Below are 25336 nucleotides of genomic sequence, written 5' to 3'. Positions count from 1 at the left end.
ATTTTAATGAAGAAATTATTTATTGTATTAATCATTTTTATTTTATCTTTACTTGCTGTTTCTTGTCTTGAGGATTTAGACAGCAGCAAGAAAAAAGATTTATTTATATTTTATGATGATATGAAATCTCAGATACTTAATGATAATATAAACTGGATAGAAAAAAACTCTAATATAGATAATATAGAAAGCATAAAAAATATTATTACAGACAATAAAGATTCTATAAAAAATTTGCTTTCATCTCCGAACGGTGAATATTCTGTAACTATAAATTATACAATAGGAGACAATACCAGTGCCTATAGAGGATATTATATAATAAGAAATAGTGAGTTTTCTCCTACATATTATTATATAAGACTAATAAACGAAGCTAATAAATGGAAAATAGAATCTATAGACAGACTTCCATTAAGATAGTGATTATATATAGCTAAACAATTATATTTAGTAAAAAATTAATTTTCGAATTTATATATTTTGAAGGGCTTTGCCCACCACGCTGTGTGCTACGCAGCACCCCAGTTCTTTTATGACGCCTGTCCGCCTGTGGCGTGGTATAAAAGAACCAAAAGAACTACATTTTGATAACTTAAATATATAATCTATACAACATGTAAAATATTTATTTGTGTAGTAATATTATGCAATCTATTATAAAATAACAAACTAGAAAAATTATTTGTTAATAGTTCTTGATCCAAGTCTATTGTTGATGATTTGTATATTTGGTTTATAATCATAAAATATTAAATTTGGAGTTTTATATTTATGGAAGTAATTAAAGCAAATCCAGAATCTGTTAGTGAAATTTTTGATAAAATATATGTAATACCTGAATATCAAAGACCATATTCTTGGGACGAAGAAAAATGTGAAGACCTATGGAATGATATAAAAGGACAATATGAAGAAAATAAAGAAAATGAGTATTTTTTAGGTACTATGGTTCTTATAAAAAAAGATAATGTTTTTGAAGTTATAGATGGTCAACAAAGGTTAACTTCTTTGATGCTTTTATTAAGAGCTTTATATGATCATCATCAATTTAAAGGTATAGAAAGAAAGATGTATATATTTGATAGTTTAAGTGATGATGTAGATAAAAGTAAAATAAAAATAGAATCAAAAGTAATTGAACAAAATAAAGAAGACTTATTCAATATAATATCAGAAGATGGTGTTAGTTTAGATTCAAAAAATATTTTTAAAATAAATTATGAATTTCTAAAAGAAAAAATTAAAGAATGGAAAAAAAATAATGATTTAGAAGATTTTACACGTTTTCTATTAAATAATGTAAAGATTTTACCAATAGATTGTGGTACTGAAGAAAATGCTTTAAAAATATTCCAGACTTTAAATGATAGAGGAACTCCTTTAAATGATTCGGATATATTTAAATCACATATATATAATAATCTAACTACTCAAGAAAAAAAAGATGAGTTTATAAATTTTTGGAATAATAATATTAATTCATCATATGATTGGTATTTTAGAATATATATGCATATTTTAAGAGCTAAAGAAGAAATACAAGAAAATGAAATAAATTTAAGAAAATTTTTTAAAGATAGAATAAAAAAAGATAATGTTCAAAATATAATAAAAGATATAAAAAAAATTTTATTAATAGATAATTATAGTAATGAAGAAATAAATAAATATCTAAGTTTAATGTGGTCTTACCCTGTGGATATAATCGTAAATATATATTATGTATTTATGTATAAATATTCATATTTAAATGATGAAGGATATTTAGAATTAATTGATAAAGATTTAAATAATTTAAAAAATATATTAATAGATTTAATAAAATATGTTTATGTAAAGGGTATAATATATAGAACAGCAAATTCAATAAAGCATGATATATATAAAGCTTATGTAAATATAATGCAGAAAAAAGTTAAAAATATATTTCCAAATATTCAAAAAGAAAAAAAGAAATTTATTGATAGCCTATCTAATTTAACTAATAGAGATAAATATACAAAATCAATATTATTTTTATATCATAATTTAAATGAAAAACAAAATTATATACAATTTGATTATAATAAACTACATATTGAGCATATTTTACCTAAAGCTCCTCAAAATTATGATAATTGGAATATGGAAGAATATAATTTTTATTTAAATACTTTAGGAAATTTAACGCTTCTTGAAAAGAAAAATAATATTAAAGCTAAAAATGAATTTTTTGATAAAAAGAAAGAAATATATAAAACTTCTGAAATTATAGATGTACAAAAAGAATTATGTAAGCTAAAAAAATGGACTCCAAAAGAATGTGAAAAAAGATTTAATAATATAAAAGAAAGGTTAATATATTTTTTATTTAATCAATAAGTATTTTATTCTGGTATGGTTCGGTGCAGACTGTTCAAGCGTTTAGGAAATTTTCAAAAGGGGCTTAAATTAATAATAATTTCTGTTATAATAAAAATATATAACTTCGAGGGTTTATCAATGAATAAAAAATTTTTTGCCTATATAGAATATGATAAAGAAAGTAATGTTTATGTTGGATATATTCCTTCAATAGTAGGTGCTCATACACAGGCTGATACTTTGGAAGAATTGCATATAAAATTAAAAGAAGTTTTGGATTTATGTTTTGAAGAGATGGACAATGAAGAGAAGAATGCCATTCCAGAGTTTGTAAAAATAGAAGAAATAGAACTGGTATGAGTAAGCTAATTTTAAAAGATTCTAAAACTATAGAAAAATTACTGCTTTTATTAGGATTTATTAAACAAAGACAAAAAGGAAGTCATGCTTTTTATAAACATGAAGATGGAAGATGCACGGTTATTCCTTTTCACTCAAATAAGGTAATATCAAGACCGCTTATGAGAAAAATATTAAATGAAATAAATCTTGATGTAGAAGAATATAATAATCTGATAGAAAAAATATGATACCTTTTCAAATTTGTAATTTTCCGAGATTTTAAAAAATAATATTCTTTTTTATATTATTAAATTATAATATCAATATAGTTTTTTAATAAATATATTGTATTTTATAATTTGCAAAAAATTATAAATATACTACAATAATAACTTATCACTTTAAGGAAATAACATGCATATAATAAAAGCTCCATGCAAAATTAATATTTCTCTCGATATTACATCAAAAAGAGAAGACGGATATCATCTCATAGAATCTTTATTTCATACAGTAAATCTATATGATATTATAAGTATAGAAAAGTCTGATAAATACAGCATTCATACAAATGGAATGTTTGCATTAAAAGATGATGAGGAAGATAATATAGTAACTAAAGTATTTAATTATTTTAAAAATGAAATGGGGCTTATTGATAATTATAATATAAATATTGAAAAAAATATTCCTACAGGAGCAGGTCTTGGCGGAGGATCTTCTGATGCTGCTAATATTATCAAGTTTTTTTTAAGCGAACTTAATATTGATATTAATGATAGTTTGATAGAATCATTTTCTAGGTTTGGTGCTGATATTCCTTTTTTTATAAGGGGAGGTTTAGTTTGGGTTTCTGGAATAGGTGAGAAGATAAAAAATTATAACTTTATACTGCCTTATAATATTATTTTGATATATCCTAATATACATGTATCTACAAAATTAGCTTATTCAAAGTTTGTTAAAGATGATTTTAATAAATCTGATATATTTGCTATAAAAAATATGCTTGATAATGGAGAAGGTTTTAATAAAGATATTAATTTTAACGATATAGTTTCTAATACGTATAATATATTTGAAAAAAATGTATTTAATTTGGATAAAAGAATAGAAGATATAAAACTACATGCAGAAAATATAATAAAAAGAAAAGTATCCATGAGCGGTTCTGGGTCTTCGCTTTTTGCTTTATATGAAAATAATGATAAAAAAATAGATGATGACTTTAATAAATTAAAATCAGAAATGAATTATAATATTTATAAATTAAGTTTGATTTAATGTTTTATTATGTTATAATTAAATTTTATTATAAAAAATATAAAGAGAAGAAAATAATATGATAAAGAAAATATTTGTTATACTTCTTATAAGCAGTTCTATATTTTATGCTAAAAACTTATCTTCAAAACATTCTCTTTCTGTACTTGAAACAACAAGCACAAGATCTATGGGAATGATGAACAGTGCTTTTTTGCTTGGTAATGATTCTTCTTCTATATTTATGAACTCGGCCTCTTTAATGGGAGTACTTAGAGACAGTGTTAATTTAAATTATACAGTTACTTCTAATCCTCAAAGTGAATATATATTTAATGCTTCTTATGCACATATAGGAGCTTCTTATGCTGTAGGCTTAGGATTTGCAGGAGATATTAATAAAGTTTATTCATATGATAGTTTTGGTACTAGGAGAAATGATATATACAGCGGACTTTATTTGATTAATGTAGGTGCTTCTTATGCTATTAATGAAAGTTCTTTTATAGGGGCAAATATAAAGACTGTTATTAATAATAGCGAAAAAGATAATAATTTCGGAATGTTTTTAGATTTATCATATATGCAGTCTCTTTTTACTCCGAATTTCAAACTAGGTGTGGGTGTTAGGAATTTTGGATTTTATGATAATGTATTTGCAAAAGTTGATACTGATATAATAGCTTCTTTAGCATACACTAAAAGTGATGGAAGTTTTTCTGTAGCAGCTGAGTATACTATATCAGTTCCTTCTGTTACTCATAGTATATCTGTTGGTATAGAGGCTATGATAGTAGATTTTAATAAATTAGGATTATTTAAAGAAAAAAGTGCTTGGTATGATGATTTACCAGAAACTATATTAGATGCTCCTAGTGCTATACAAAAAAGATTTGCTGCTAAATTACCTAGCGGTATTTTGGCAAGAGTAGGTGTTGGCAATAATGGGGCTTCTTTGGGTTTATCTGTTTATGTGCAATTATTTAGACTTGATTATGCTATTGTTTTTGATAATTTTAGTAAGGATAATATTTCGCATAATATAGGTATGAGTTTTATGTTTTAGGTTTATTGATTTATGGCTGTTTGTAAACAAAAAATATCCAATACAGAAAATTGCGATAGAGAAGAGTATAAAGACGGTTTATGCATTATTCATCATGATGGTAGTGATAAACCAGATGGGCTTTTTAGGCGTATTATAAGAGATGATTTTTATAGAGGATTTTATAATTTTTCCTATATGATAAGTTATGAAGGATTTAATTTTGAAGGATTAAAGATAGATAAAAATGCTGATTTACTCTTTAGAAACTCATCATTTTACGGACCTTTTGTAATTAGAAATTTTAATTTACAGGCTTCTTTGGACTTTACAGATTCTGATTTTGACAGCGGTATTATTATTACTATGTCTAATGTTCATAAAGGTATAATCTTAAAAAACTCAAAAATTAATATGGACTTTAATATGTCCTTATCAAATATATACTCTATAGATGCTGATAATATTACTATAGACTGTAATTTTAATATGTCTAATACTGATATAATAGATAAATTTAAGTTTAACCATACATATTTTAAAAATAATTTTAGTCTTCTTAATAGTAGTTTGCAGGGAGATGCTAGTTTTGAAAATATTATTATAGAGGGCGATGCTGATTTTAGAAATATTAAGTTTTATAAATCATTAAGATTTGAAAATGTAGAAATAAAAGGCAGTACTATACCTATAGAAATAGCAAAAAATAAAAATATAGAGTTCAAAAATGTTGTTATAAACGGCGTTCTTATAGAAGACAATCAAAAAGAGAAAAAAGAAAAAGAAAAGAGAGATAAAGAACTAGAAAAAATTAAAGAAGCCAAAGATAATATGTCTAAAGAAACACTTTTAAAATATTCCAAAAAGAAATAGTTTTTATTATAGTAAATGTCTCTTATCTTTTAGTTCATCTTTTTCTCTAATATCTTTTAATATATCTTTTATTTTAGAATCTTTGTTATTTGGATATATTAATAATACCCCTTCGGATTTTACTATAGTTAAATCATTTACTCCGTCTATAGCTATAAAAGTGCTGTCATCATCATTAATAATAATATTTCCATTTGCTTCTTTAGTATATACATTTCCAACTATTACATTGCTGCTTTCATCTTTATCGTGTATTCTTCCAAGTGCTGAAAAAGCTCCCAAATCGTCCCAAAAGAAATGTGCCTTTATACATATAATATGCTCTAATTTCTCCATTATGCCAAAGTCAAAAGATATTTTATCTATAGCTTTAAAAATTTCCTGTTTTTTTATATCATCTTTTTCTTTTAATGTTTTCATTACTTTATCATGAGTTTCAGGCATCAATTCGCTTATAGATTTAAGTATATTATCAATAGACCAAATAAATATTCCGCTGTTCCATAGGTAATGCCCATCTTCTAAAAATTTGCATGCATTTTCATAATCTGGTTTTTCTACGAACCTGTCAACATTATATTCATTATCTTTAATCTTATCTTTTAATTTTATGTATCCGTATCCCGTTTCAGGTCTGTTTGGATTAATTCCTATTATCACTATGTTATCAGTATTTTTGCTTACTTCAATAGCATTTTCAATAGTATCTAAAAACATGTCTTCATTTTTTATTATAGGATCAGCTGGAAGTATAGATACTATAGCATTTCCTATTTTTTCTTTTATATATAATGCTCCTAAAGCAATAGCTGCAGTTGTATCTCTTCCTATTGGTTCGTATATTATATTTTCTTTTTTAAATGAAGGTATATATTTGACAAATGCTTCTTTATATCTTTTTCCAGTAATTATAAATATATTATCTTCTTTTGTAATTTTTAAAGCCCTTTCTATGGTCTGTTCTATTAATGATTTATTTTCTATTATATTTAAAAATTGTTTTGGTTTGCTTTCTCTGCTTAAAGGCCATAGTCTTTCCCCTATACCGCCTGCCATAATGAGTACAGCTTTTTCCATTTTTTATATCCTTTTTTTATATATAGTATAATTAAAAAATTAATAAAAAACAAGAAGTTTGTTTATTTTATTTGTATAATTTCATATTCTTCATTATACAATTTTTAAAAAAATATGTATTTACATTTTATACATTAAATAAAAAAAAATTCATTTTTTGTAAAAAATGTAGTTATTTGTAATATTATAAATATAAATCTACTATTATTAATTGCAAATTAAATATTTTTTATTTGACAAAAAACTAATTATATATTAATCTTTATTACTATAATAGGGAGATTTTTTATTAATGATAATTTGTGAGAGGCTATATGAATAATACTGAAGAGTTAATATATGATGATGATGACATGTTGTCGCCTATTGATGCAGCAAAAGTAGTCGGCGTTTCAAGAACAACTGTCAACTATTGGGTTCGTCACTACGGACTTAAAGCTGATGTTACTCCCGGAAAAAGATATAAAATTCGTTATGCTGATCTAAAGGCATTTTTAGCTTTTAATAAAAAAGAAAAAAGAGTAAAGCTCAAAAGAAAACATACAAGATATAAAATAGCCATTATAGAGCCTATGGAGATTACAAGAAAAAATTATGTAGAATGGCTTAGCGAAGACTATGATGTTGTATGTATTTCTAATCTTACTTCTCCTCTTAAAGAACTTAAAAAGATTTCCCCTGATATTATCTTAATGGATATTAATTTATCAGAAGATAAAGATTATTTCTATTTACTTGAAGAGATAAAAAATGAAATATCTTTAAGAACAGCATTAATTATTATCATTACTAAAAGATATAATGAAGATGATGTTGTTAATGGTCTTGAGAAAGGTGCCTGCGATTATGTTAAAAAACCAGTAGGTCAAAATGAACTTAAAGCAAGAATAAGAAATGCTGTAAGATTTTATGTAGATGTTTAACTATCTATAGCATGCTTATAGGATCTATATCTATTTCTATATAATTACCTTTTTGGGCTTTAAAATTATTATTAAGTTTATAGAAAAATCCGTTTAATAGAGAATGTGAAGGTGTTTTTATTAATATATTCCATCTATAATATTTATTTAGCTTACTTATGGTACATGCCGCAGCTCCAAGTATAGTAATTTTATCTGAGTTTTCATAAGTTTCCATTCTAAGCATATCAGCTATTATATTAGCGTCGCTTTCAACTTTTTCTTCATCTAATCCTCTTATTACAAGTCTTACAAGTCTCGTAAAAGGCGGATAAATTGGGTATTTTCTTTTTTCTATTTCCTGATTATAAAATGCTATGTAATCATGATTTTTAGCACATTCTATACTATAATTATTAGGAGAATATGTTTGAATATATACTACTCCGTTTTTTTCTCCTCTCCCGCTTCTTCCAGCTACTTGAGTAATAAGATTAAAAGTTCTTTCGGCACTCCTAAAATCTGGTATATGAAGCGACATATCAGCAAGCAAAACACCTACTAAAGTAACATTAGGAAAATCAAGACCTTTAGCTATCATTTGAGTTCCTACAAGTATATCTATTTCCCCATCAGAAAATCTTTTAAATATTTTTTCATAGTTTTTGGTACCTCCTACGGTATCCTGATCCATTCTTTCTATGACAGCATTTGGAAAAAGTATATTTAAATGCTCTTCTACTTTTTCAGTACCGCTTCCTATACGTTCAAAATGTCCTATTTTACATTCATCGCAAAGCTCATTATCTAAAAATTGGGTATATCCGCAGTAATGACACATAACAACATTTTTCTTTTTATGATAGGTTAAAGAAACAGAGCAGTTAGGACATTCGAGAACTCTTTGACAGTAGGAGCATGCTACAACAGGAGCGTACCCCTTACGGTTTAGAAATAATATTATTTGTTCTTTTTTTTCCAGCTTTTTATTTATCTCTTCAACCAATTTTTGGGTTATCATAGGAAAAACTTCGGCTCTTTTTTCTTTTTTTAAGTCGAGTATTTTCACATCCGGCATATTAACTGAAGCGGCTCTTTTATTTAGTTTAAGTAATTCTATTTTTCCTATAGAAGCATAATAAAAACTTTCTATAGAAGGAGTGGCACTTCCAAGAAGAAGTAAAGCATTTTCATGATTTTTTCTGTAAAAAGCAACTTGTCTTGCATGATATCTTGGTGTATCTCCAGCCTTATAGCTTGTTTCATGCTCTTCATCTATAACTATTATTCCAAGATTAGGAGTAGGGGAGAATATAGCACTTCTTGCTCCTATAACTATTTTTATTTCATCTTTTTTTATCATCTGCCAATATCTGTATTTAGAGTTTGGTGATAGTTTACTGTGAAGTACGGCAATTTTGCCTTCAAATCTTTCTGCAAATCTTTTTATAGTTTGAGGGGTAAGCGATATTTCTGGAAGAATTACTATAGCCTGTTTTCCCATATCAACGACTTTTTTAATAGCCTGCAGATAAACTTCTGTTTTTCCGCTTCCTGTTACGCCATGAAGAAGAAAAGTTTTTGGTTTTTCTGATTCTAAACTTTCATTAATCTTTTTTATCACTTCTTCCTGTTCATCATTGAGTTTTAGGTATGGTTTTTGTTTGGCAGGTATTGGTTTTGCTTTTTTTTCTTTTTTTGCGGGTGTACCCACTGGGAGTGCTGCGAAAAGTGCTTCTCCGAAAGATGAGTGATAATAGCTGCTCATCCATTTTGCTAATTGAAATTCTTTATCTGAACATATTGGTTCAAGATCAATTCTAGCTTTGATAGGATATACTTTATAGTTTCCGTCTAACTTTTCAGTTTCCTCTATAACAATACCTTTGCTATTCTTACCTTTAATAGGAGCTACAACCCTACATCCTACCAAGCTATCATTAATCTCATCTGGTTTTATGTATGTAAGTATTTTATCTATTGGTAAATTAAAAATAACTTTAACATACATTATAATTACATTTTTTCACGGCGTTTTCTATCTTCATATTTAGACATACAATTAACGCATCTTAAAGTATAAGGCAAAGCAGTTAATCTCTCTTCATTGATTTCTTCTTTACAGTCTATGCATTTACCGTATGTGCCGTCTTCTATTCTTTTAAGTGCATTATTAAGCATTTCCAATTTATCTTTTTCTTTTTGAGAAAAGTTTACTAAATTCTGTTTTTCATAAGCCTGAAATGCTATATCAGCCATATCTCCATGCGAATCTTCTTTAAGAGCTTCATAAGTTTCATTTCCGCTTAAAAGCTCGTCCAAAGTTTTCTTTTTTTCCTCTAATAAGAGATCTTTAAATTTTTTTAATTTCTTAGCAGTCATTATAAAAACCCTTAAATAAATTATAATTGCTAGGATAAAAACTTAACGTTTAGAGAATTGGAAGCGTTTTCTAGCACCAGATCTACCATATTTCTTACGTTCAACAACACGGGAATCTCTAGTAAGAAAGCCGTTTCTTTTTAAAGTAGTTCTGAAATCCTGACTTTCGCCTACTAATGCTTTAGCAATACCATGTCTGACAGCATCAGCCTGAGCAGAAACTCCGCCGCCATGTACATTTGCTAATACATCATATTTTCCGAAATTGCCTGTTACTTTTAGGGCATCTTCTACTACTTTGATAAGTGCTGCTCTGTTGCAGAAATAGTCTGTATAATTTCTTCCATTTATTAAAATTTTACCGCTGCCTAAAGTGATGCGTACTCTAGCATTAGCTGTTTTTCTTTTTCCAGTAAAAATAGTTAATTGTTTAGCTGCCATTTTTATCTCCTAATTATATATTTACTACAGTAGGTTTATTAGCTTCATGCGGATGTTCGCTTCCTGCATATACTTTTAACTTTTTAAGATGAAGTCTTCCTAATGGATTATGAGAAAGCATACCTTTTACAGCTATTTTTACCATTCTTTCAGGGTTTTTTTCTAATAATTCGCCGTAGCTTACAGCTTTAATTCCGCCTGGATAACCTGTATGTCTATAGTGAATTTTTCCTTTCTTTTTATTTCCTGTGAGAACTATGTCTTTAGCATTGATGATAATTACATAATCACCATTGTCTAAATTGTATGCATAGTCTACTTTATGTTTACCTTTAAGCATATAAGCTGCTCTGCTTGCAACTCTTCCTAATGACTTACCTTTGGCATCAATTATAAGCCAATTTTGTTTGATATCTTTTTGGGATAAAACGTAAGTATTATTTTTTGTTTTTAATGTTTTTTTATCCATAACATACACACCTTGATTTAACGTTTTAAAAAATTTGGTAGTTTTAATCTAAAAATGTAACGGTGCGTAATTATAACATAAAGATATTGTAAAGTCAAATTTTAATTATATATATTTGTATGAATTTTTGATGTTATTAATAGGTGTTAGCGTATAGATTTTATTATATCAATTATTTTCTTTATTCCTATTAGTTTGATTATTGAAGCGGATTTTTTTATTCCTACTATCTTGATAAAATCTCTTGTATTATTGGCATTTCTTAGTTTTATAATATTTTTTAATCCTATAAGTTTTATTATGCATTTTGCTTTTTTTATTCCTATTATTTTTATTATTTTGTATATGTTTTTCATTGTCTATAAAATTATAAATACTAAATACTTTTTTGAAATGCTATTCTTTCTCCATTACCATTTTTTAAATATATTATTCCGCATCTTTCAAAACCTTCTTTTTTAAGGAAATTAAGCATTGGTGTATTATCTTTATGAGTGTCTATTCTTATATTATGACATTGATTAAAGCAGTAATCAAGACAAAAAGAAGCTGTACCTTTTCTTCCTTTTAATACAGCTATTCTGTGTATTACTCCGTATTCTTTGTCATTAATCCAATTACCGTCATATATTTTATCATAATTTTCATCTTCTCCCACGAAAAAACAAAAAGTACCTATAATATTATCATTATCATCTAAGCATACATAACTATGTTTATTATTTATATCATTTTCTACATTTTCTCTTGAAGGGTATCCGTTAATCCATTGGTTAGGATTATTATTTTCTCTCATAAAGTTTCTTGCATAATCAAATATTTCTATTACTTTATCAATATCTTTATATTCTGTTTTTCTTATTTTCATTATTGCTGTCCCTTATTTTTTAGATAATTAAAAATGCTTTCTATATCTTTTTTAGTTAAATCTATTTTAGAAAATATATCCTTTCTTTTTTTAAAAGTTTTTATTATGCTTCTTTCTCTTCTGTACTCATCAATTTTTTTATGATTTCCAGAGAGAAGGACTTCAGGTACTTTCATATTATCAATTTCTTCTGGTCTTGTATATTGTTCGTATTCTAATAAACCGTTTGAATTTTCTTCAAATGTATCACTTGTAACTGATTCTTTATTATTTAAAACGCCTTTATATCTTGATACAGCATCTGCAAGTAAAAGAGCTGGTATCTCTCCTCCGCTTAATACATAATCTCCTATACTTATAACTTCATCAGCATATTTTTTTTCAACTCTATAATCTATACCTTCATAATGCCCAAGTATCATAGTTATATGCTCTTTATTTGAAAGCTCTTTTATTTTTTTCTGAGTGAGTATTTTTCCAGAAGGCGAGAAAAGAAGAGTATATCCTCTATTATTACTATCAAAATATTTCTTAAAAATACTGTAGGTCATTATCATACCAGGTCCGCCGCCATATGTATAATCATCACATTTTTTATAATTACCGTCTCCGTATAAACGCATGTCTACTATATTTAAATCTATTTTTTTTTCATTTAGTGCCATGCCTATTACTCCCATAGAGGTAGGGCTTTCATAGAATTTTGGAAATAGTGTAAGTATATCTATTATCATTCTTTTATTATACCTTATAGTTTTTATATATCAATAGTTTTATTTACTTATGATATTTTTAGTATATACTGAAAATATCATAAGTTTGTTAATTTTTATGTTGTTCTTTTTCCCGCTGGCTTCTCCAAAAGAACTATACGAAGTACGCCTGAATTTTTTTAACTAAAATATAGTTATTATAATATATTTAAAACTTATCTTATTAATAACTAATAATACTTTTTATAACTTAATTGACAAATTATAGTTGTTTAGCTATATTATAAAATAAGTTTTTTAGTTAGATTACTTGGAGCATTTTATGAATATATTTAATTTGTTTATAAAATATGTATCTTTGAATATACTTGGAATGATAGGGCTTTCATGCTATATACTTGCTGATACTTTTTTTGTAGCTAGAGGAATAGGTGCTGACGGGCTTACTGCTTTGAATATAGCTATACCTATTTTTAACTTCATAAACGGATTGGGGTTAATGATAGGTATGGGGTCTGCTACAAAGTATGCTATACTAAAAACTCAAAGTAAAGATAATGAAGCAAATATTGTTTTTACCAATGCCTTAATATATGTATTATCTCTTTATTTATTTTTTATTATCATAGCTTTATTTTTTACAAAAGATATATCATATATTCTTGGTGCTAGAGATGAAATACTTGCCATGACAGACATATATATAAAAGTAATATTTATATTTTCAGCTATGTTTATGTTTAATAATGTTTTACTAGGTTTTGTTAGAAATGACAATCACCCGAAACTTGCAATGCTTGCTATGGTGATGGGAAGTTTATTTAATATTATTTTTGATTATATCTTTATATTTCCTCTAAAAATGGGGATATTCGGAGCAGTTCTTGCTACAGGTTTTTCGCCTATTGTAAGTATTATTATATTATCAAGTATATTTTTCAAAAAGCAAAATACTTTTTTTATAGTAAAGCCTAATATAAACTTAAAAAGTATTTTTGAAACTGTATTATTAGGTATTTCTTTTTTAATTACGGAAGTATCATCAGGTTTTGTTATGATAGCTTTTAATATAGTAATACTTAATATATCTGGAAATGTCGGTGTGGCAGCATATGGTATAATAGCTAATGTAGCATTGGTTATTATAGCAATATTTACAGGAATAGGGCAGGGCATACAGCCTATAATAAGCAGTAATTATGGTAATATTAATAATATAAATAAAATATATAAATATGCTTTGATTTTATCATCTTTAGTTTCTGTTATAGTGTATATTTTTACTTTTATATTTGCAGACAGTATAACTTCACTTTTTAATAAAGATAATAATATTATTCTTCAAAATATAGCCGTTAATGGACTTCATATATATTTTACAGCTTTTATATTTGCAGGATATAATATTATAACTTGTGTATATTTCAGTGCTATGGATAATGCCAAGCCTTCATTTATAATATCAATTTTAAGGGGATTTATATTTATAATGCCTTTAATATTTATTTTATCATATATTTTTGATATGACCGGAGTATGGCTTTCTTTTCCTATAGCGGAGATTTTAAGCAGTTTGTTTTCTTTAATCTATTTTATAAAAAATAACAAAAAAGTATTTGCCGATTAATTTCTATACTTAATCATTACTATTTTTCTTCCATTATCTTCAAAGTAAAAATCGTCTGTATATAGAGAAATTAAGAATATACCTCTTCCGCTGTCTTTATAGATATTTTCCTGCGATTCTGTAAGGTTTATCATAGCCGTAAAATAATCAAAACCTTCGCCTTCATCTTCTATTATAATTTCTATTTTTTCATTATCTATATTTATGCTGAGATATATATTTTTATTATGATTGTTTTTATTACCATGTAATATAGCATTAGTAAGTGCTTCTTCAAATGCTACCTGCAGAGCATCACATTGTTCTATCCCATTTGAATGAAGCATATCCAAAAAATCTTTAGAAATTTTTGGTATTAATAATTTATCGCTGGGTATTTTTTTCATAAATAATATTTTTTCTGCTAGCTTTGGACAATCCTTAACGTACATATTCATAATCAATTTCCGCTTGTTCTTATTATGTTATCAGTTTATTATCAATACATTATAGTATAGTAAAATAAAATGTGTATTTCAAGGATTATTAGATTATATTTTTAAAATATTACTATTAACAATATTTTTTTTAATAAATCTATTGACAATAATTATAATTTGAATACAATTTATATAAATTTTATATTTAATTTCAATTTATATAAAGGATTTTTTATGAAATATATGAATCTTTACAGGGGATATGAAAAAAGAAAAGAAGCTATTGATAAAAGAATATCTTCTATTATAGAGAGAAGTCAGTTTGTATTTGGTGAAGAATTAGATACTTTAGAAAAAGAATTAGCAAATTATACAGGGGCAAAATATGCTGTAGGTGTTTCATCTGGGCATGTGGGGTTAGTTCTTGCACTTTTGGCATTGGGCTTTAATGCGGGAGAGGATCATTCTAGTAAAGAGGTTATAGTACCTGCTATGACATTTTTTTCTACGGCTGAAGCTCCTTCATTTTTAGGTATGAAAGTGAGAGTATGCGATATTGATGAATATTTTAATATGGACGTAAAAAAACTAGAAAGTTTAATAAATAAAAATACAGCAGCTATTATACCTGTAAATTTATTCGGTCAATGTTCTAATTTTGATGTTATACTTGATATTGCAAGAAAAAACAATATTTTTGTAATAGAAGATGCCTGCCAATCATTTGGGGCAAGTTATAAAAATGTAAAATCATGCTCTGGAAAATTGGGAGATATTGCTGTTACATCATTTTTCCCAGCCAAACCTTTAGGCTGTTTTGGAGACGGCGGAATGGTATTTACAGATAATGAAGAATTCTACAAAAATCTCAAACAATTACGACATCATGGTGATGAAGGCGGCATGAACCATGTAAAACTAGGTACTACAGGAAGATTAGATAATTTGCAGGCTGGTATTTTGCTTGAGAAGTTTAAGGGGTTTGAAGATGATATGAAACATAGAAGAAATGCAGCTGAGTATTATAATGAAAAACTAAAAGATATAGTAAAAGTGCCTGAAATAGCAGAATATACTCAAAGTGTTCATGCACAGTATGTTATACAGGTAGAAAATAACAGAGATGAAGTTAGATCCAAATTATCTGAATTGGGAGTTCCTACTGCTCTTTATTATCCTCACCCTATACATTTAGCACCTATTTTAGTAAAAAAATTAGGCTACAAAGAAGGAGATATGCCTGTATCTGAGTATGCTTCAAAACATAATATAGCTTTGCCTATAGATAATGATATTCTTAAAGAAGAGCAGGATATAGTTATAGAGGCTATAAAAAAAGTTGTAAAAGATTAATATTTACATATAGTACAAAATGAAAGTTTTTTATGCTTTCATTTTGTATTTTATCATAATAATAAAAATCAATAAATTATTTCTATATTTTACATGATTTAAACAAATTAATTTATTATACTATAAGTGTATAAGATATATAAATACGTCTTTTATACATAATAAATTTGACAAATAGAGCTATATTTTATATGATATGAAACAGAGGTGAAAAAAATGAACAGTATAAGTAAATTAATCGATCATACAATTCTTAAACCAGAGGCAACACTAGACGATATAAGGAAGTTATGTATAGAAGCAAAAGAATACGGATTTTATTCTGTATGTGTTAACTCCGCTTATGTAAATGTTGCTTATAATTTTCTTCTGCATTCAGATGTAAAAGTTTGTTCAGTAGTAGGCTTCCCATTGGGAGCTATGATGAAAGAGGCTAAGGCTTATGAGGCCAAATTTGCTATTGACAGCGGTGCAGATGAAATAGATATGGTTATAAACGTAGGTTTTTTAAAAAGCAGAAAAATAGACCTTTTTGAACGCGATATAAAAAAGGTACGCGATGCTTGTTCTGCAAGCGTATTAAAAGTCATTATAGAAACTTGCCTTTTAACAGATGAAGAGAAGGTTTTGGCATGTAAAATAGCCAAAGAATGCGGGGCTGATTTTGTAAAGACTTCTACAGGATTTTCTTCAGGCGGAGCAACGGAACATGATGTAAAGCTCATGCGTGAAGCCGTGGGAAAAGATATAGGTGTAAAGGCTTCAGGCGGAATAAAAACATATGAAGATGCTATAAAAATGATAAATGCTGGTGCAAACAGACTTGGTACTAGCAGCGGTATTGCTATAGTAAATGCAGAAAAAAAATAAAGTATTTCTGTAATAAAAATGGAGTATAAACTATGGAATCAGCTAGAGAAATAAAGGCTTTTTATGATGAAGATGCAAATAAACAAGGTCTTCTTCAGTATCATATCAAATTAAAAAAAGGAGATGCTGCTAAATATGTACTTCTTCCGGGGGATCCTAAAAGGGTAAGTTATATTGCTAAGTTTTTAGATGATGCAGTTATTAAGGCCGATAACAGAGAGTATGTTACAGCAACAGGCAGATATAAAGGTGTAGATGTTTCTGTAACCTCTACTGGAATAGGCGGACCTTCTGCTTCAATAGCTATGGAAGAGCTTATAAATATAGGGGCTGATACTTTTATAAGGGTAGGTACAGCTGGAGGACTTAGCCTTAAAGTAAAACCTAATGATTTAGCTATAGCTCAGGCTGCAATCAAAGATGAAGGCACTACAAGAGAATATATACCTTTTGAATATCCTGCTATTGCTGATACTGATGTTATGTTTGCTTTAAGAGATGCTGCTAAAAAAATAAATGCTAATTATCATATAGGTGTTGTTCATAGTAAGGATTGTTTTTACGGAGAATTAGAGCCTGAGAATTCTTTTTTCAGAGAGAAATTTGAAAATAATCTTAAATACTATACATTATGCGGTGCTATAGCTTCAGAGATGGAATGTGCTGCTCTTTTTGCATGTGCTTCTTTAAGAAAAGTAAGAGCAGGAGCAATAATGCATATAGTAGAAAATACTATGATAGAGAGAATGGGTACTCATCTTAAATACTGTGATAATATAGAAAATATGATATTAACTGCATTAGAAGCTATAGTTTTATTAGATGAAAAAGATAAGAGGGGTAATTAAATATGTTTCCTAAAGCCTATTATGAAGAAAATGAAAATCTAGTTCATCATTTGAAATTAAAAAAAGGGGATGTAGGCAGATATATTATAATGCCGGGAGACCCTAAAAGATGTGCCAAAATAGCTAAAAGATTTGATAATGCAAAATTAATAGCTGATTACAGAGAATATGCTACTTACACAGGATATATAAATGGGGTTAAAGTTTCTGCAGTGTCTCATGGTATAGGCGGACCTTCTACTGCTATAGCATTAGAAGAGCTTATAAAGATTGGGGCTGATACTTTTTTACGAGTAGGTACTTGCGGCGGTATGAATATGAAAGTAATTGCTGGCGATGTTATTATAGTTAATGGTGCTGTTAAAGGCGGCGGAACTATGGATAATTATATACCTAAAGAGTTTCCTTGTGTGCCTAATATCGATGTGCTTGAAGCTATGATTGAAGGCGGACGCAAAATAAAAACAAAAAGCCATGTAGGTGTTGTACAATGTAAAGATGCTTTTTATGCTCAGCATGCTCCGGGGAGTATGGCTGTTGATAAAGAGCTTTTATATAAATGGGATAGTTATATTAAGGCAGGCTGTTTGGCTTCTGAAATGGAATCTGCTACACTGTTTGCTGTTGGGGCTTCCAAAAATGTACGTACTGGTGCTGCTATGCTTGTTCTTCACAATCAGGAGAGAATTAAAAATAATATTAATGATCCAAAAGATTATACTGGTGAAGAAGCAATAGATTTGATTATAGAATCTATTAAAGTTTTAATAGAAAAAGATAATATAAATAAATAATAAAAATAAAAAAACAAATAATAGTTTAGGATAAGGATTATGTATAAAAAAATATTATTATTAGCAGTGTCTTTGCTTTTATTTTCCTGCAGCAAGGAAGAAAAAAATAATACTCCAAATAGTTTTGAAATAGCTGTTTTAATAGATTTGGGCAGTGTTGATGACAAATCATTTAATCAGGGCTCTTGGGAAGGCGTAAAGGATTATGCTCAGACTTATGGTATAACTCACAAATATTATAAAGTGCCGGATAAAGATATAGACTCTTATTTAAATACTATAGAACTTGCTGTAAAAGGCGGAGCTAAATTAATAGTAACTCCGGGGTATCAGTTTGAGCCAGCTATATATAGAGCTCAGGATATTTACACAAATGTAAACTTTATATTAATAGACGGAGAGCCTCAGGACGGTACTTATACTGATTATAGAACAGAAACAAATACTATTGCCATACTTTATGCTGAAGAAGAAGCCGGATTTTTGGCAGGATATGCTATAGTAAAAGAAGGATATACCAATTTAGGTGTTATAGGAGGGGTTGCTCACCCTGCAGTTGTAAGATTTGGTTATGGTTTTTTACAGGGTGCTGATTATGCGGCAAATGAAATGGAACTAAAAAAAGGCGATATTAATATAAAATACACCTATGTAGGCAATTATGATACTACTCCCGAAAATCAGACTCTTGCAGCATCATGGTATAAAAGCGGTACGCAGGTAATATTTGCCCCAGCTGGAGGAGCTGCTTATTCTGTTATGAGTGCTGCTGAAAATAATAATGGCTTGGTAATAGGAGTGGATGTAGATCAGAGCTTTGAATCGCCTACTGTTATAACTTCAGCTATGAAAATGATAAGAGAATCAGTTTATAATGCTGCTGCTTCCTACTACAATAAAACATTTGACGGCGGGAAAACTATGATATTGGATGCAAGAGTTAATGGAATAGGACTTCCTATGTCAACTTCAAAGTTTAATGTATTTACTAAAGATAATTATGATTATATATATAAACTTCTTGTAGATAAAAGTATCAAAGTATTAAAAGATACAGATGCAAAAAATATTGAAGATTTGCCTTTGAACATAGTAAATGTAGATTATATAAAGTAAATATTAATTTAGGCTTTAATAAAAATTGAGCAATAAATAATAAAAAATAGGAGACAGAAATATGAAGAAATTTCTCACTTCAATAATCATAGTTACAGCTTTTATAGTAACTGTTTCATGCGGCGGCGGAAAAAAGTCTGGAGGATATGAGCTGGCATTAATAACAGATGTTGGTACTATAGATGACAGATCCTTTAATCAAGGTGCTTGGGAAGGTTTAACTCAGTATGCTCAGGAAAAAGGAATATCTCATAAATATTATCAGCCTACTCAAAAAACAACTGATTCATATGTAGATGCTATAGATCTTGCAGTGGCAGCAGGTGCAAAATTGGTTGTAACACCGGGATTTTTATTTGAACCTGCAGTATATAGAGCTCAGGATACTCACCCTAATGTTGCTTTTGTACTTTTAGACGGTACTCCTCAGGACGGAACATATACTGACTTTAGAATAGAGACTAATGTTTATTCTGTACTTTATGCAGAAGAGCAGGCTGGATTTTTAGCCGGATATGCAGCAGTAAAAGAAGGATATACTAATTTGGGTGTTATGGCTGGTATGGCTGTACCTGCTGTTATAAGATTCGGATACGGATTTGTACAAGGAGCTAATTATGCCGCTAAAGAAATGGCTTTAGCTGTTGGAAGTGTGAAAATTAATTATACTTATATAGGAAACTTTAATGCTACTCCAGAAAATCAGACTCTTGCTACCTCTTGGTATCAAAGCGGAGTGCAGGTAATATTTGCACCTGCTGGCGGAGCCGGCAACTCTGTGATGAGTGCTGCTGAACAGAATAATGCTTTTGTTATAGGTGTTGATATAGATCAAAGTGCTGAATCCCCTACTGTTATCACCTCAGCTATGAAAATGCTTGGAGAATCTGTTTATAATGCTATAGATGATTTTTATAATTCTAAATTCCCGGGCGGAAAATCTGTTGTACTTGATGCTAAAGTTAATGGCATAGGTCTTCCTATGGAAACTTCAAGATTTCAAAAATTTACTCAGGCTGATTATGACACTATATATCAAAAATTGGTAGTGGGAGAAATAAAAGTTCTTACTGACAAAGATGCTAAAGATGTTAATCAATTGCCTTTAGATGCAGTGAATGTTAATTTTATACAATAATTGAAATTGGTTAATTTTAGGAGATACTGACACTTTTATATGTTGGTATCTCTTTTATGATTTTTAATAGTTAATAGTAAAATAGGTATAAAAATATGGAAAATTCAGAATACGTGGTTGAAATGCTTAATATTACAAAACGTTTTAAAGGAATAGTAGCTAATGATAATATTACTATACAATTAAAACGCGGGGAAATACATGCTCTGCTTGGAGAAAATGGGGCTGGCAAATCCACTTTGATGAGCGTATTATTCGGGCTTTATAAACAGGAAGAGGGTATTATCAAAGTTAATGGCAAGGAAGTAAATATTGATAATCCTAATACGGCAAATGAATTAGGTATTGGTATGGTGCATCAGCATTTTAAATTAGTACATAATTTTACTGCTTTGGAAAATATTATGCTTGGCGTTGAAACTGTTAAGCATGGAATACTTCAGGTTGATGATGCGAGAAAAAAAGTAATGGAGTTAAGCAAAACTTACGGGCTTGAAATTTATCCGGACTCTCTTATAAGTGATTTAACTGTAGGTATGCAGCAGAGGGTAGAAATATTAAAAATGCTATACAGAAATAATAATATACTTATTTTTGATGAGCCTACTGCTGTACTTACGCCCAATGAGATTGAAGAGCTTATGAAGATAATGAAATCATTGGTAAAAGAAGGTAAATCTATACTATTTATTACCCATAAATTAAATGAGATTAAAGAGGCTGCTGATAGATGTTCTGTTCTTCGTAAGGGTAAATATATAGGCACTATTGATGTAAAAAGCACTACTAAAGAAGAGATGTCAGAAATGATGGTGGGAAGAAAGGTATCTTTAGTAGTAGAAAAAACTGAGGCTAAGCCTAAAGATATAATACTTTCTGTAAAAAATTTAAATGTTAAATCTCATCACAATAAAAGCGAAAAAAATATAGTAAAAAATGTTTCTTTTGATGTGCATGCAGGGGAGATAGTATGCATTGCTGGTATTGATGGAAATGGACAAAGTGAGCTTATATATGCTCTTACTGGTCTTATGGAGATGTCAAGCGGTACTGTTACATTAAACGGCAAAGATATTACCAATTTATCTATAAGAAAAAAAACATTAAGCGGCATAGGGCATATTCCAGAGGACAGGCATAAACATGGGCTTGTTCTTGATTATACTCTAGCAGAAAATACTATACTTCAAACATATTTTACAGATAGATTTCAAAAAAACGGATTTTTGAAGTTTAAAGAAATAGATAATTATGCTGATGGGCTTATAAAAAGGTTTGATATAAGAAGTGCTGAAGGCTCTAAAACTATAGCAAGAAGTATGTCCGGAGGAAATCAGCAGAAGGTAATTATAGCGAGAGAGATAGACAGAAATCCTGATTTACTTATAGCAGTTCAGCCTACAAGGGGGCTTGATGTTGGTGCTATAGAGTATATACATAAAGAATTAATATCACAAAGAGATAATGGAAAGGCTGTTTTACTTGTTTCATTAGAGCTTGATGAGGTTATGAATTTAAGCGATAGAATATTGGTTATATATGAAGGTGAGATAGTAGCTAATGTTCTTAATAAAGATTTAACTATTAATGAACTTGGTCTTTATATGGCAGGCTCTAAGAGGAGTGCATAAAGTTTATGGTTGATAATAATAGTAAATGGTTTTAATATTTTTTATGAATTGAACTATGAAAATTAATAAAGATTTTAATGTTTTAAATGATTATTTTATGCGTTATATGTTTGCTCAAAAAGGACATGAGCATATTTTAAAAAATTTGATTAATTCTGTGAGAATAGATGCTAATCAAGAACCTTTTGAAAGTATAGAAGTATTAAATTCTTTTAACTTAAAAGAAAGTATAAATGACAAAGAATCTATAACAGATGTAAAGGGAAAAACAAAATCTGGAGATACTATTTTAATAGAGATACAAAGAATAGGTAATCAATCTTTTATATATAGAAGTTTATACTATTGGGCTAAAAACTATTTTTCAAATTTAAAATCTAAAGATCTATATTCTGATTTGATGCCTGTTATAAGTATTAATATTTTAGATTTTAATTTAATAAAAGATTCGGATAAAGCACATAGCTGCTACTTCATAAAAGAATTGGAAACTAATCATATATTGACTAATCATTTAGAGATTCATTTTTTAGAACTGAAAAAGTTTAAAAATGATAATATTTTATATGATGGGTTATCAGATTGGTTTAAATTTTTAAGTTCAAAAAATAAATTGGAGGATATAATGAAAGTTCTAGTGAAAAAAAATCCTATAATGAAAGAAGTATATGATGAATATTATAAATTTGTTAATAGCAATGATTTATATAATGGTTATAGTAATTATGAAAGAGATTACTTTAATATCTTAATGCTTAATGAAGAGCGTGTAAAAGGTATTGAAGAAGGTATAGAAAAAGGTAAAAAAGAACAGCAAATATCTATAGCTAGAAATTTAAAAAAATCAGGCATAGATATAAAAATAATTAGTGAGAATACAGGCTTGAGTGTAGAAGAAGTAAAAAACTTGTGAACATCTGGCAAGTAAACTTGCCAGATGCTTAAAGTGAGCAAGTTTTTTATAGTAAAAATAAATAAATAAAAAACTTGTGGGCGTTTGTAAATATATGAGGTATATATTATACTAAACAAGCGAGCCGAAGCCAGCTAGTGAGTTTACTCGCTAGCTTATTTAAGGCGAAGGCGAACATAACAATAATGAGATATATTATACTAAACAAGCGAGCCGAAGCCAGCTAGTGAGTTTACTCGCTAGCTTATTTAAGGCGAAGGCGAGCATAACAATAATGAGATATATTATACTAAACAAGCGAGCCGAAGCCAGCTAGTGAGTTTACTCGCTAGCTTATTTAAGGCGAAGGCGAACATAACAATAATGAGATATATTATACTAAACAAGCGAGCCGAAGCCAGCTAGTGAGTTTACTCGCTAGCTTATTTAAGGCGAAGGCGAGCATAACAATAATGAGATATATTATACTAAACAAGCGAGCCGAAGCCAGCTAGTGAGTTTACTCGCTAGCTTATTTAAGGCGAAGGCGAGCATAACAATAATGAGATATATTATACTAAACAAGCGAGCCGAAGCCAGCTAGTGAGTTTACTCGCTAGCTTATTTAAGGCGAAGGCGAGCATAACAATAATAAAATAAAAACTTGTGAACATCATGACATTCGTTAAAATGGCATGTTAAATATACTGTTTATGATTAGAATATTAAATTTTAATTATTATATAAAAATGTATTGTTATAAAAGGAGCGATTAATGGATTTCAAAAACAAATTAGCTAGTATTTTGGAGAAAGACGGATTTGTCAATATATTCTCTTCTTTTCTTGCTATTATTATAGGTCTGCTTTTGGGACTTATAATACTTTTAGTAAGTAATGTTTATGATGCTTTTCCAGCCTTTATGACGATACTTTCTGGCGGTTTTTCCGGCGGAAGCAGGGGATTGGGTCAGGTTATATATACTGCTACTCCTTTGATACTTACAGGTCTTTCTGTAGGATTTGCTTTTAAAAACGGACTTTTTAATATAGGAGCTCCCGGTCAGTTTATAGTAGGTGCTTATGCTGCTGTAGTTGTTGCTATAAAATGTACATTTCTTCCTCCTGCTATACATTGGTTAGCCGCTTTATTAGTTTCTTTTATAGCCGGAGGTCTTTGGGCTTATTTACCCGGTGTTTTGAAAGCCCGTTTTAATGTTAATGAAGTTATTTCAAGCATTATGATGAATTATATCGGTATGTATTTAGTCAATTATCTTGTTACGCTTACAGTTTATGATATGCTTAAAAATCAGTCTCAAAATATACCTCCTTCTGCTGCTATGCCTGCTATGGGACTTAATGTGATATTTAAAGGTTCAAGTGCCAACGGAGGTTTTTTCATTGCTGTAATAGTTGTAATAATAGTATATATAATACTTTCAAAAACTACATTTGGTTTTGAGCTTAAGGCTTGCGGTTTTAATAAAGATGCTAGCAAATACGCCGGTATTAATGAAAAAAGAAATATAGTTCTTTCTATGGTTATAGCTGGTGCTTTGGCAGGATTAGGCGGCGGACTTTTATATCTTTCCGGAGTAGGTAAACATATAGAGGTTGTTGATGTACTTGCTGAAGAAGGTTTTATGGGTATACCTATTGCTTTGCTTGGACTTTCTCACCCTATAGGTATATTGATAGCAGGGCTTTTTATTGCTCATATAACTGTTGGAGGATTTTATATGCAGATATATGATTTTACTCCAGAGATTATAGAGATGATTATTGCCTCTATTATATATTTCAGTGCTTTTGCTTTGCTTTTTAAATATATTGTTGGATTTATAGTTAAGAAGTTAAACAAAAATGAAGCAAAAAATGCTAATGAGTAAACTCTAAAGCTGCTTTAGATAAAAGGAGATTTTTTA

At 28.5% G+C, this 25336-nt stretch carries 27 protein-coding genes; 18 read left to right on the top strand and 9 right to left on the bottom strand.

Annotated features, from left to right (window positions below):
- The first annotated feature begins 6 nt into the window (after positions 1-6).
- The 7 genes from BMUR_RS04965 (at position 7) to BMUR_RS04935 (ending at position 5869) form a co-directional block, all read left to right on the top strand.
- Positions 7-423, top strand: a complete 417-nt coding sequence (locus BMUR_RS04965) for a hypothetical protein (protein ID WP_013113505.1) — start codon at positions 7-9, stop codon at positions 421-423.
- Positions 424-774: 351 nt separating this feature from the next.
- Entirely contained in the window at positions 775-2364 is a 1590-nt protein-coding gene (locus BMUR_RS04960) for a DUF262 domain-containing protein (protein WP_013113504.1), read from the top strand.
- A gap of 120 nt (positions 2365-2484) precedes the next feature.
- Positions 2485-2706 carry a type II toxin-antitoxin system HicB family antitoxin gene (locus BMUR_RS04955; protein WP_013113503.1) on the top strand — a complete coding sequence of 74 codons (222 nt, stop codon included), beginning with the start codon at positions 2485-2487 and terminating at the stop codon, positions 2704-2706.
- Entirely contained in the window at positions 2703-2936 is a 234-nt protein-coding gene (locus BMUR_RS04950; protein WP_013113502.1) for a type II toxin-antitoxin system HicA family toxin, read from the top strand. Before BMUR_RS04955 ends, BMUR_RS04950 begins: the two co-directional genes overlap by 4 nt.
- 166 nt (positions 2937-3102) lie before the next feature.
- Positions 3103-3972, top strand: coding sequence for a 4-(cytidine 5'-diphospho)-2-C-methyl-D-erythritol kinase (ispE, locus tag BMUR_RS04945; RefSeq protein ID WP_013113501.1), 870 nt, complete (start codon positions 3103-3105; stop codon positions 3970-3972).
- A 58-nt stretch (positions 3973-4030) separates the two neighbouring features.
- Positions 4031-5017: a hypothetical protein gene (locus BMUR_RS04940; protein WP_013113500.1), complete on the top strand. Its 987-nt coding sequence runs from the start codon at positions 4031-4033 to the stop codon at positions 5015-5017.
- Between the two features lie 12 nt (positions 5018-5029).
- Entirely contained in the window at positions 5030-5869 is an 840-nt protein-coding gene (locus tag BMUR_RS04935) for a hypothetical protein (RefSeq protein ID WP_013113499.1), read from the top strand.
- Positions 5870-5875: 6 nt separating this feature from the next.
- On the opposite strand, the gene BMUR_RS04930 is transcribed toward BMUR_RS04935, so the two are convergent.
- Positions 5876-6946, bottom strand: coding sequence for a mannose-1-phosphate guanylyltransferase (locus BMUR_RS04930; RefSeq protein WP_013113498.1), 1071 nt, complete (start codon positions 6944-6946; stop codon positions 5876-5878).
- Between the two features lie 314 nt (positions 6947-7260).
- Between BMUR_RS04930 and BMUR_RS04925 the strand changes: the two genes are divergently transcribed.
- Positions 7261-7869, top strand: coding sequence for a response regulator (locus tag BMUR_RS04925; protein ID WP_013113497.1), 609 nt, complete (start codon positions 7261-7263; stop codon positions 7867-7869).
- A gap of 4 nt (positions 7870-7873) precedes the next feature.
- On the opposite strand, the gene priA is transcribed toward BMUR_RS04925, so the two are convergent.
- The 7 genes from priA to trmD form a co-directional block, all read right to left on the bottom strand.
- Positions 7874-9859, bottom strand: a complete 1986-nt coding sequence (gene priA / locus BMUR_RS04920) for a replication restart helicase PriA (RefSeq protein WP_013113496.1) — start codon at positions 9857-9859, stop codon at positions 7874-7876.
- A gap of 5 nt (positions 9860-9864) precedes the next feature.
- Complete coding sequence (locus tag BMUR_RS04915) at positions 9865-10230, bottom strand: TraR/DksA family transcriptional regulator (RefSeq protein WP_013113495.1); 366 nt, start codon at positions 10228-10230, stop codon at positions 9865-9867.
- Positions 10231-10272: 42 nt separating this feature from the next.
- Positions 10273-10671 carry a 30S ribosomal protein S9 gene (rpsI, locus tag BMUR_RS04910; RefSeq protein ID WP_013113494.1) on the bottom strand — a complete coding sequence of 133 codons (399 nt, stop codon included), beginning with the start codon at positions 10669-10671 and terminating at the stop codon, positions 10273-10275.
- Between the two features lie 13 nt (positions 10672-10684).
- Entirely contained in the window at positions 10685-11140 is a 456-nt protein-coding gene (rplM, locus tag BMUR_RS04905) for a 50S ribosomal protein L13 (RefSeq protein ID WP_013113493.1), read from the bottom strand.
- Positions 11141-11286: 146 nt separating this feature from the next.
- Entirely contained in the window at positions 11287-11496 is a 210-nt protein-coding gene (locus tag BMUR_RS04900; protein ID WP_013113492.1) for a hypothetical protein, read from the bottom strand.
- A 20-nt stretch (positions 11497-11516) separates the two neighbouring features.
- A complete protein-coding gene (locus tag BMUR_RS04895; RefSeq protein WP_013113491.1) occupies positions 11517-12008 on the bottom strand; it encodes a GNAT family N-acetyltransferase in 492 nt (163 codons plus the stop codon).
- Positions 12008-12742: a tRNA (guanosine(37)-N1)-methyltransferase TrmD gene (gene trmD / locus BMUR_RS04890; protein WP_013113490.1), complete on the bottom strand. Its 735-nt coding sequence runs from the start codon at positions 12740-12742 to the stop codon at positions 12008-12010. The genes BMUR_RS04895 and trmD overlap by 1 nt, the downstream gene beginning before the upstream one ends.
- Positions 12743-13043: 301 nt before the next feature.
- On the opposite strand from trmD, the gene BMUR_RS04885 reads away from it, so the two are divergent.
- Entirely contained in the window at positions 13044-14348 is a 1305-nt protein-coding gene (locus tag BMUR_RS04885) for an MATE family efflux transporter (protein WP_013113489.1), read from the top strand.
- On the opposite strand, the gene BMUR_RS04880 is transcribed toward BMUR_RS04885, so the two are convergent.
- Complete coding sequence (locus BMUR_RS04880) at positions 14345-14785, bottom strand: ATP-binding protein (RefSeq protein WP_013113488.1); 441 nt, start codon at positions 14783-14785, stop codon at positions 14345-14347. The two genes, BMUR_RS04885 and BMUR_RS04880, sit on opposite strands and share 4 nt — an antisense overlap.
- A gap of 216 nt (positions 14786-15001) precedes the next feature.
- Between BMUR_RS04880 and BMUR_RS04875 the strand changes: the two genes are divergently transcribed.
- From BMUR_RS04875 to BMUR_RS04835, 9 genes are all read left to right on the top strand, one after another.
- Positions 15002-16120 carry a DegT/DnrJ/EryC1/StrS family aminotransferase gene (locus BMUR_RS04875; RefSeq protein WP_013113487.1) on the top strand — a complete coding sequence of 373 codons (1119 nt, stop codon included), beginning with the start codon at positions 15002-15004 and terminating at the stop codon, positions 16118-16120.
- Positions 16121-16336: 216 nt separating this feature from the next.
- A complete protein-coding gene (deoC, locus tag BMUR_RS04870; protein WP_013113486.1) occupies positions 16337-16990 on the top strand; it encodes a deoxyribose-phosphate aldolase in 654 nt (217 codons plus the stop codon).
- A 32-nt stretch (positions 16991-17022) separates the two neighbouring features.
- Positions 17023-17838 (top strand): nucleoside phosphorylase, encoded by an 816-nt coding sequence (locus BMUR_RS04865; RefSeq protein ID WP_013113485.1) that lies wholly within the window; start codon positions 17023-17025, stop codon positions 17836-17838.
- Positions 17839-17840: 2 nt separating this feature from the next.
- Positions 17841-18632 (top strand): nucleoside phosphorylase, encoded by a 792-nt coding sequence (locus BMUR_RS04860; RefSeq protein ID WP_013113484.1) that lies wholly within the window; start codon positions 17841-17843, stop codon positions 18630-18632.
- Positions 18633-18671: 39 nt separating this feature from the next.
- On the top strand, positions 18672-19748 hold the full coding sequence (locus BMUR_RS04855) for a BMP family lipoprotein (protein ID WP_013113483.1): 1077 nt from the start codon (positions 18672-18674) through the stop codon (positions 19746-19748).
- Between the two features lie 61 nt (positions 19749-19809).
- Positions 19810-20886: a BMP family lipoprotein gene (locus tag BMUR_RS04850; RefSeq protein ID WP_013113482.1), complete on the top strand. Its 1077-nt coding sequence runs from the start codon at positions 19810-19812 to the stop codon at positions 20884-20886.
- A 95-nt stretch (positions 20887-20981) separates the two neighbouring features.
- Positions 20982-22517 (top strand): ABC transporter ATP-binding protein, encoded by a 1536-nt coding sequence (locus BMUR_RS04845; RefSeq protein WP_013113481.1) that lies wholly within the window; start codon positions 20982-20984, stop codon positions 22515-22517.
- A 55-nt stretch (positions 22518-22572) separates the two neighbouring features.
- Positions 22573-23430 (top strand): Rpn family recombination-promoting nuclease/putative transposase, encoded by an 858-nt coding sequence (locus tag BMUR_RS04840; protein WP_013113480.1) that lies wholly within the window; start codon positions 22573-22575, stop codon positions 23428-23430.
- Between the two features lie 754 nt (positions 23431-24184).
- Positions 24185-25300, top strand: a complete 1116-nt coding sequence (locus tag BMUR_RS04835) for an ABC transporter permease (protein WP_013113479.1) — start codon at positions 24185-24187, stop codon at positions 25298-25300.
- The last annotated feature ends 36 nt before the right edge of the window (positions 25301-25336 follow it).

It is taken from the genome of Brachyspira murdochii DSM 12563 (genome assembly GCF_000092845.1).
In the GTDB taxonomy this organism is placed as follows: domain Bacteria; phylum Spirochaetota; class Brachyspiria; order Brachyspirales; family Brachyspiraceae; genus Brachyspira; species Brachyspira murdochii.
Note: the sequence above shows the minus strand (reverse complement) of the source record. Positions and strands in the feature narration are given on the sequence as shown.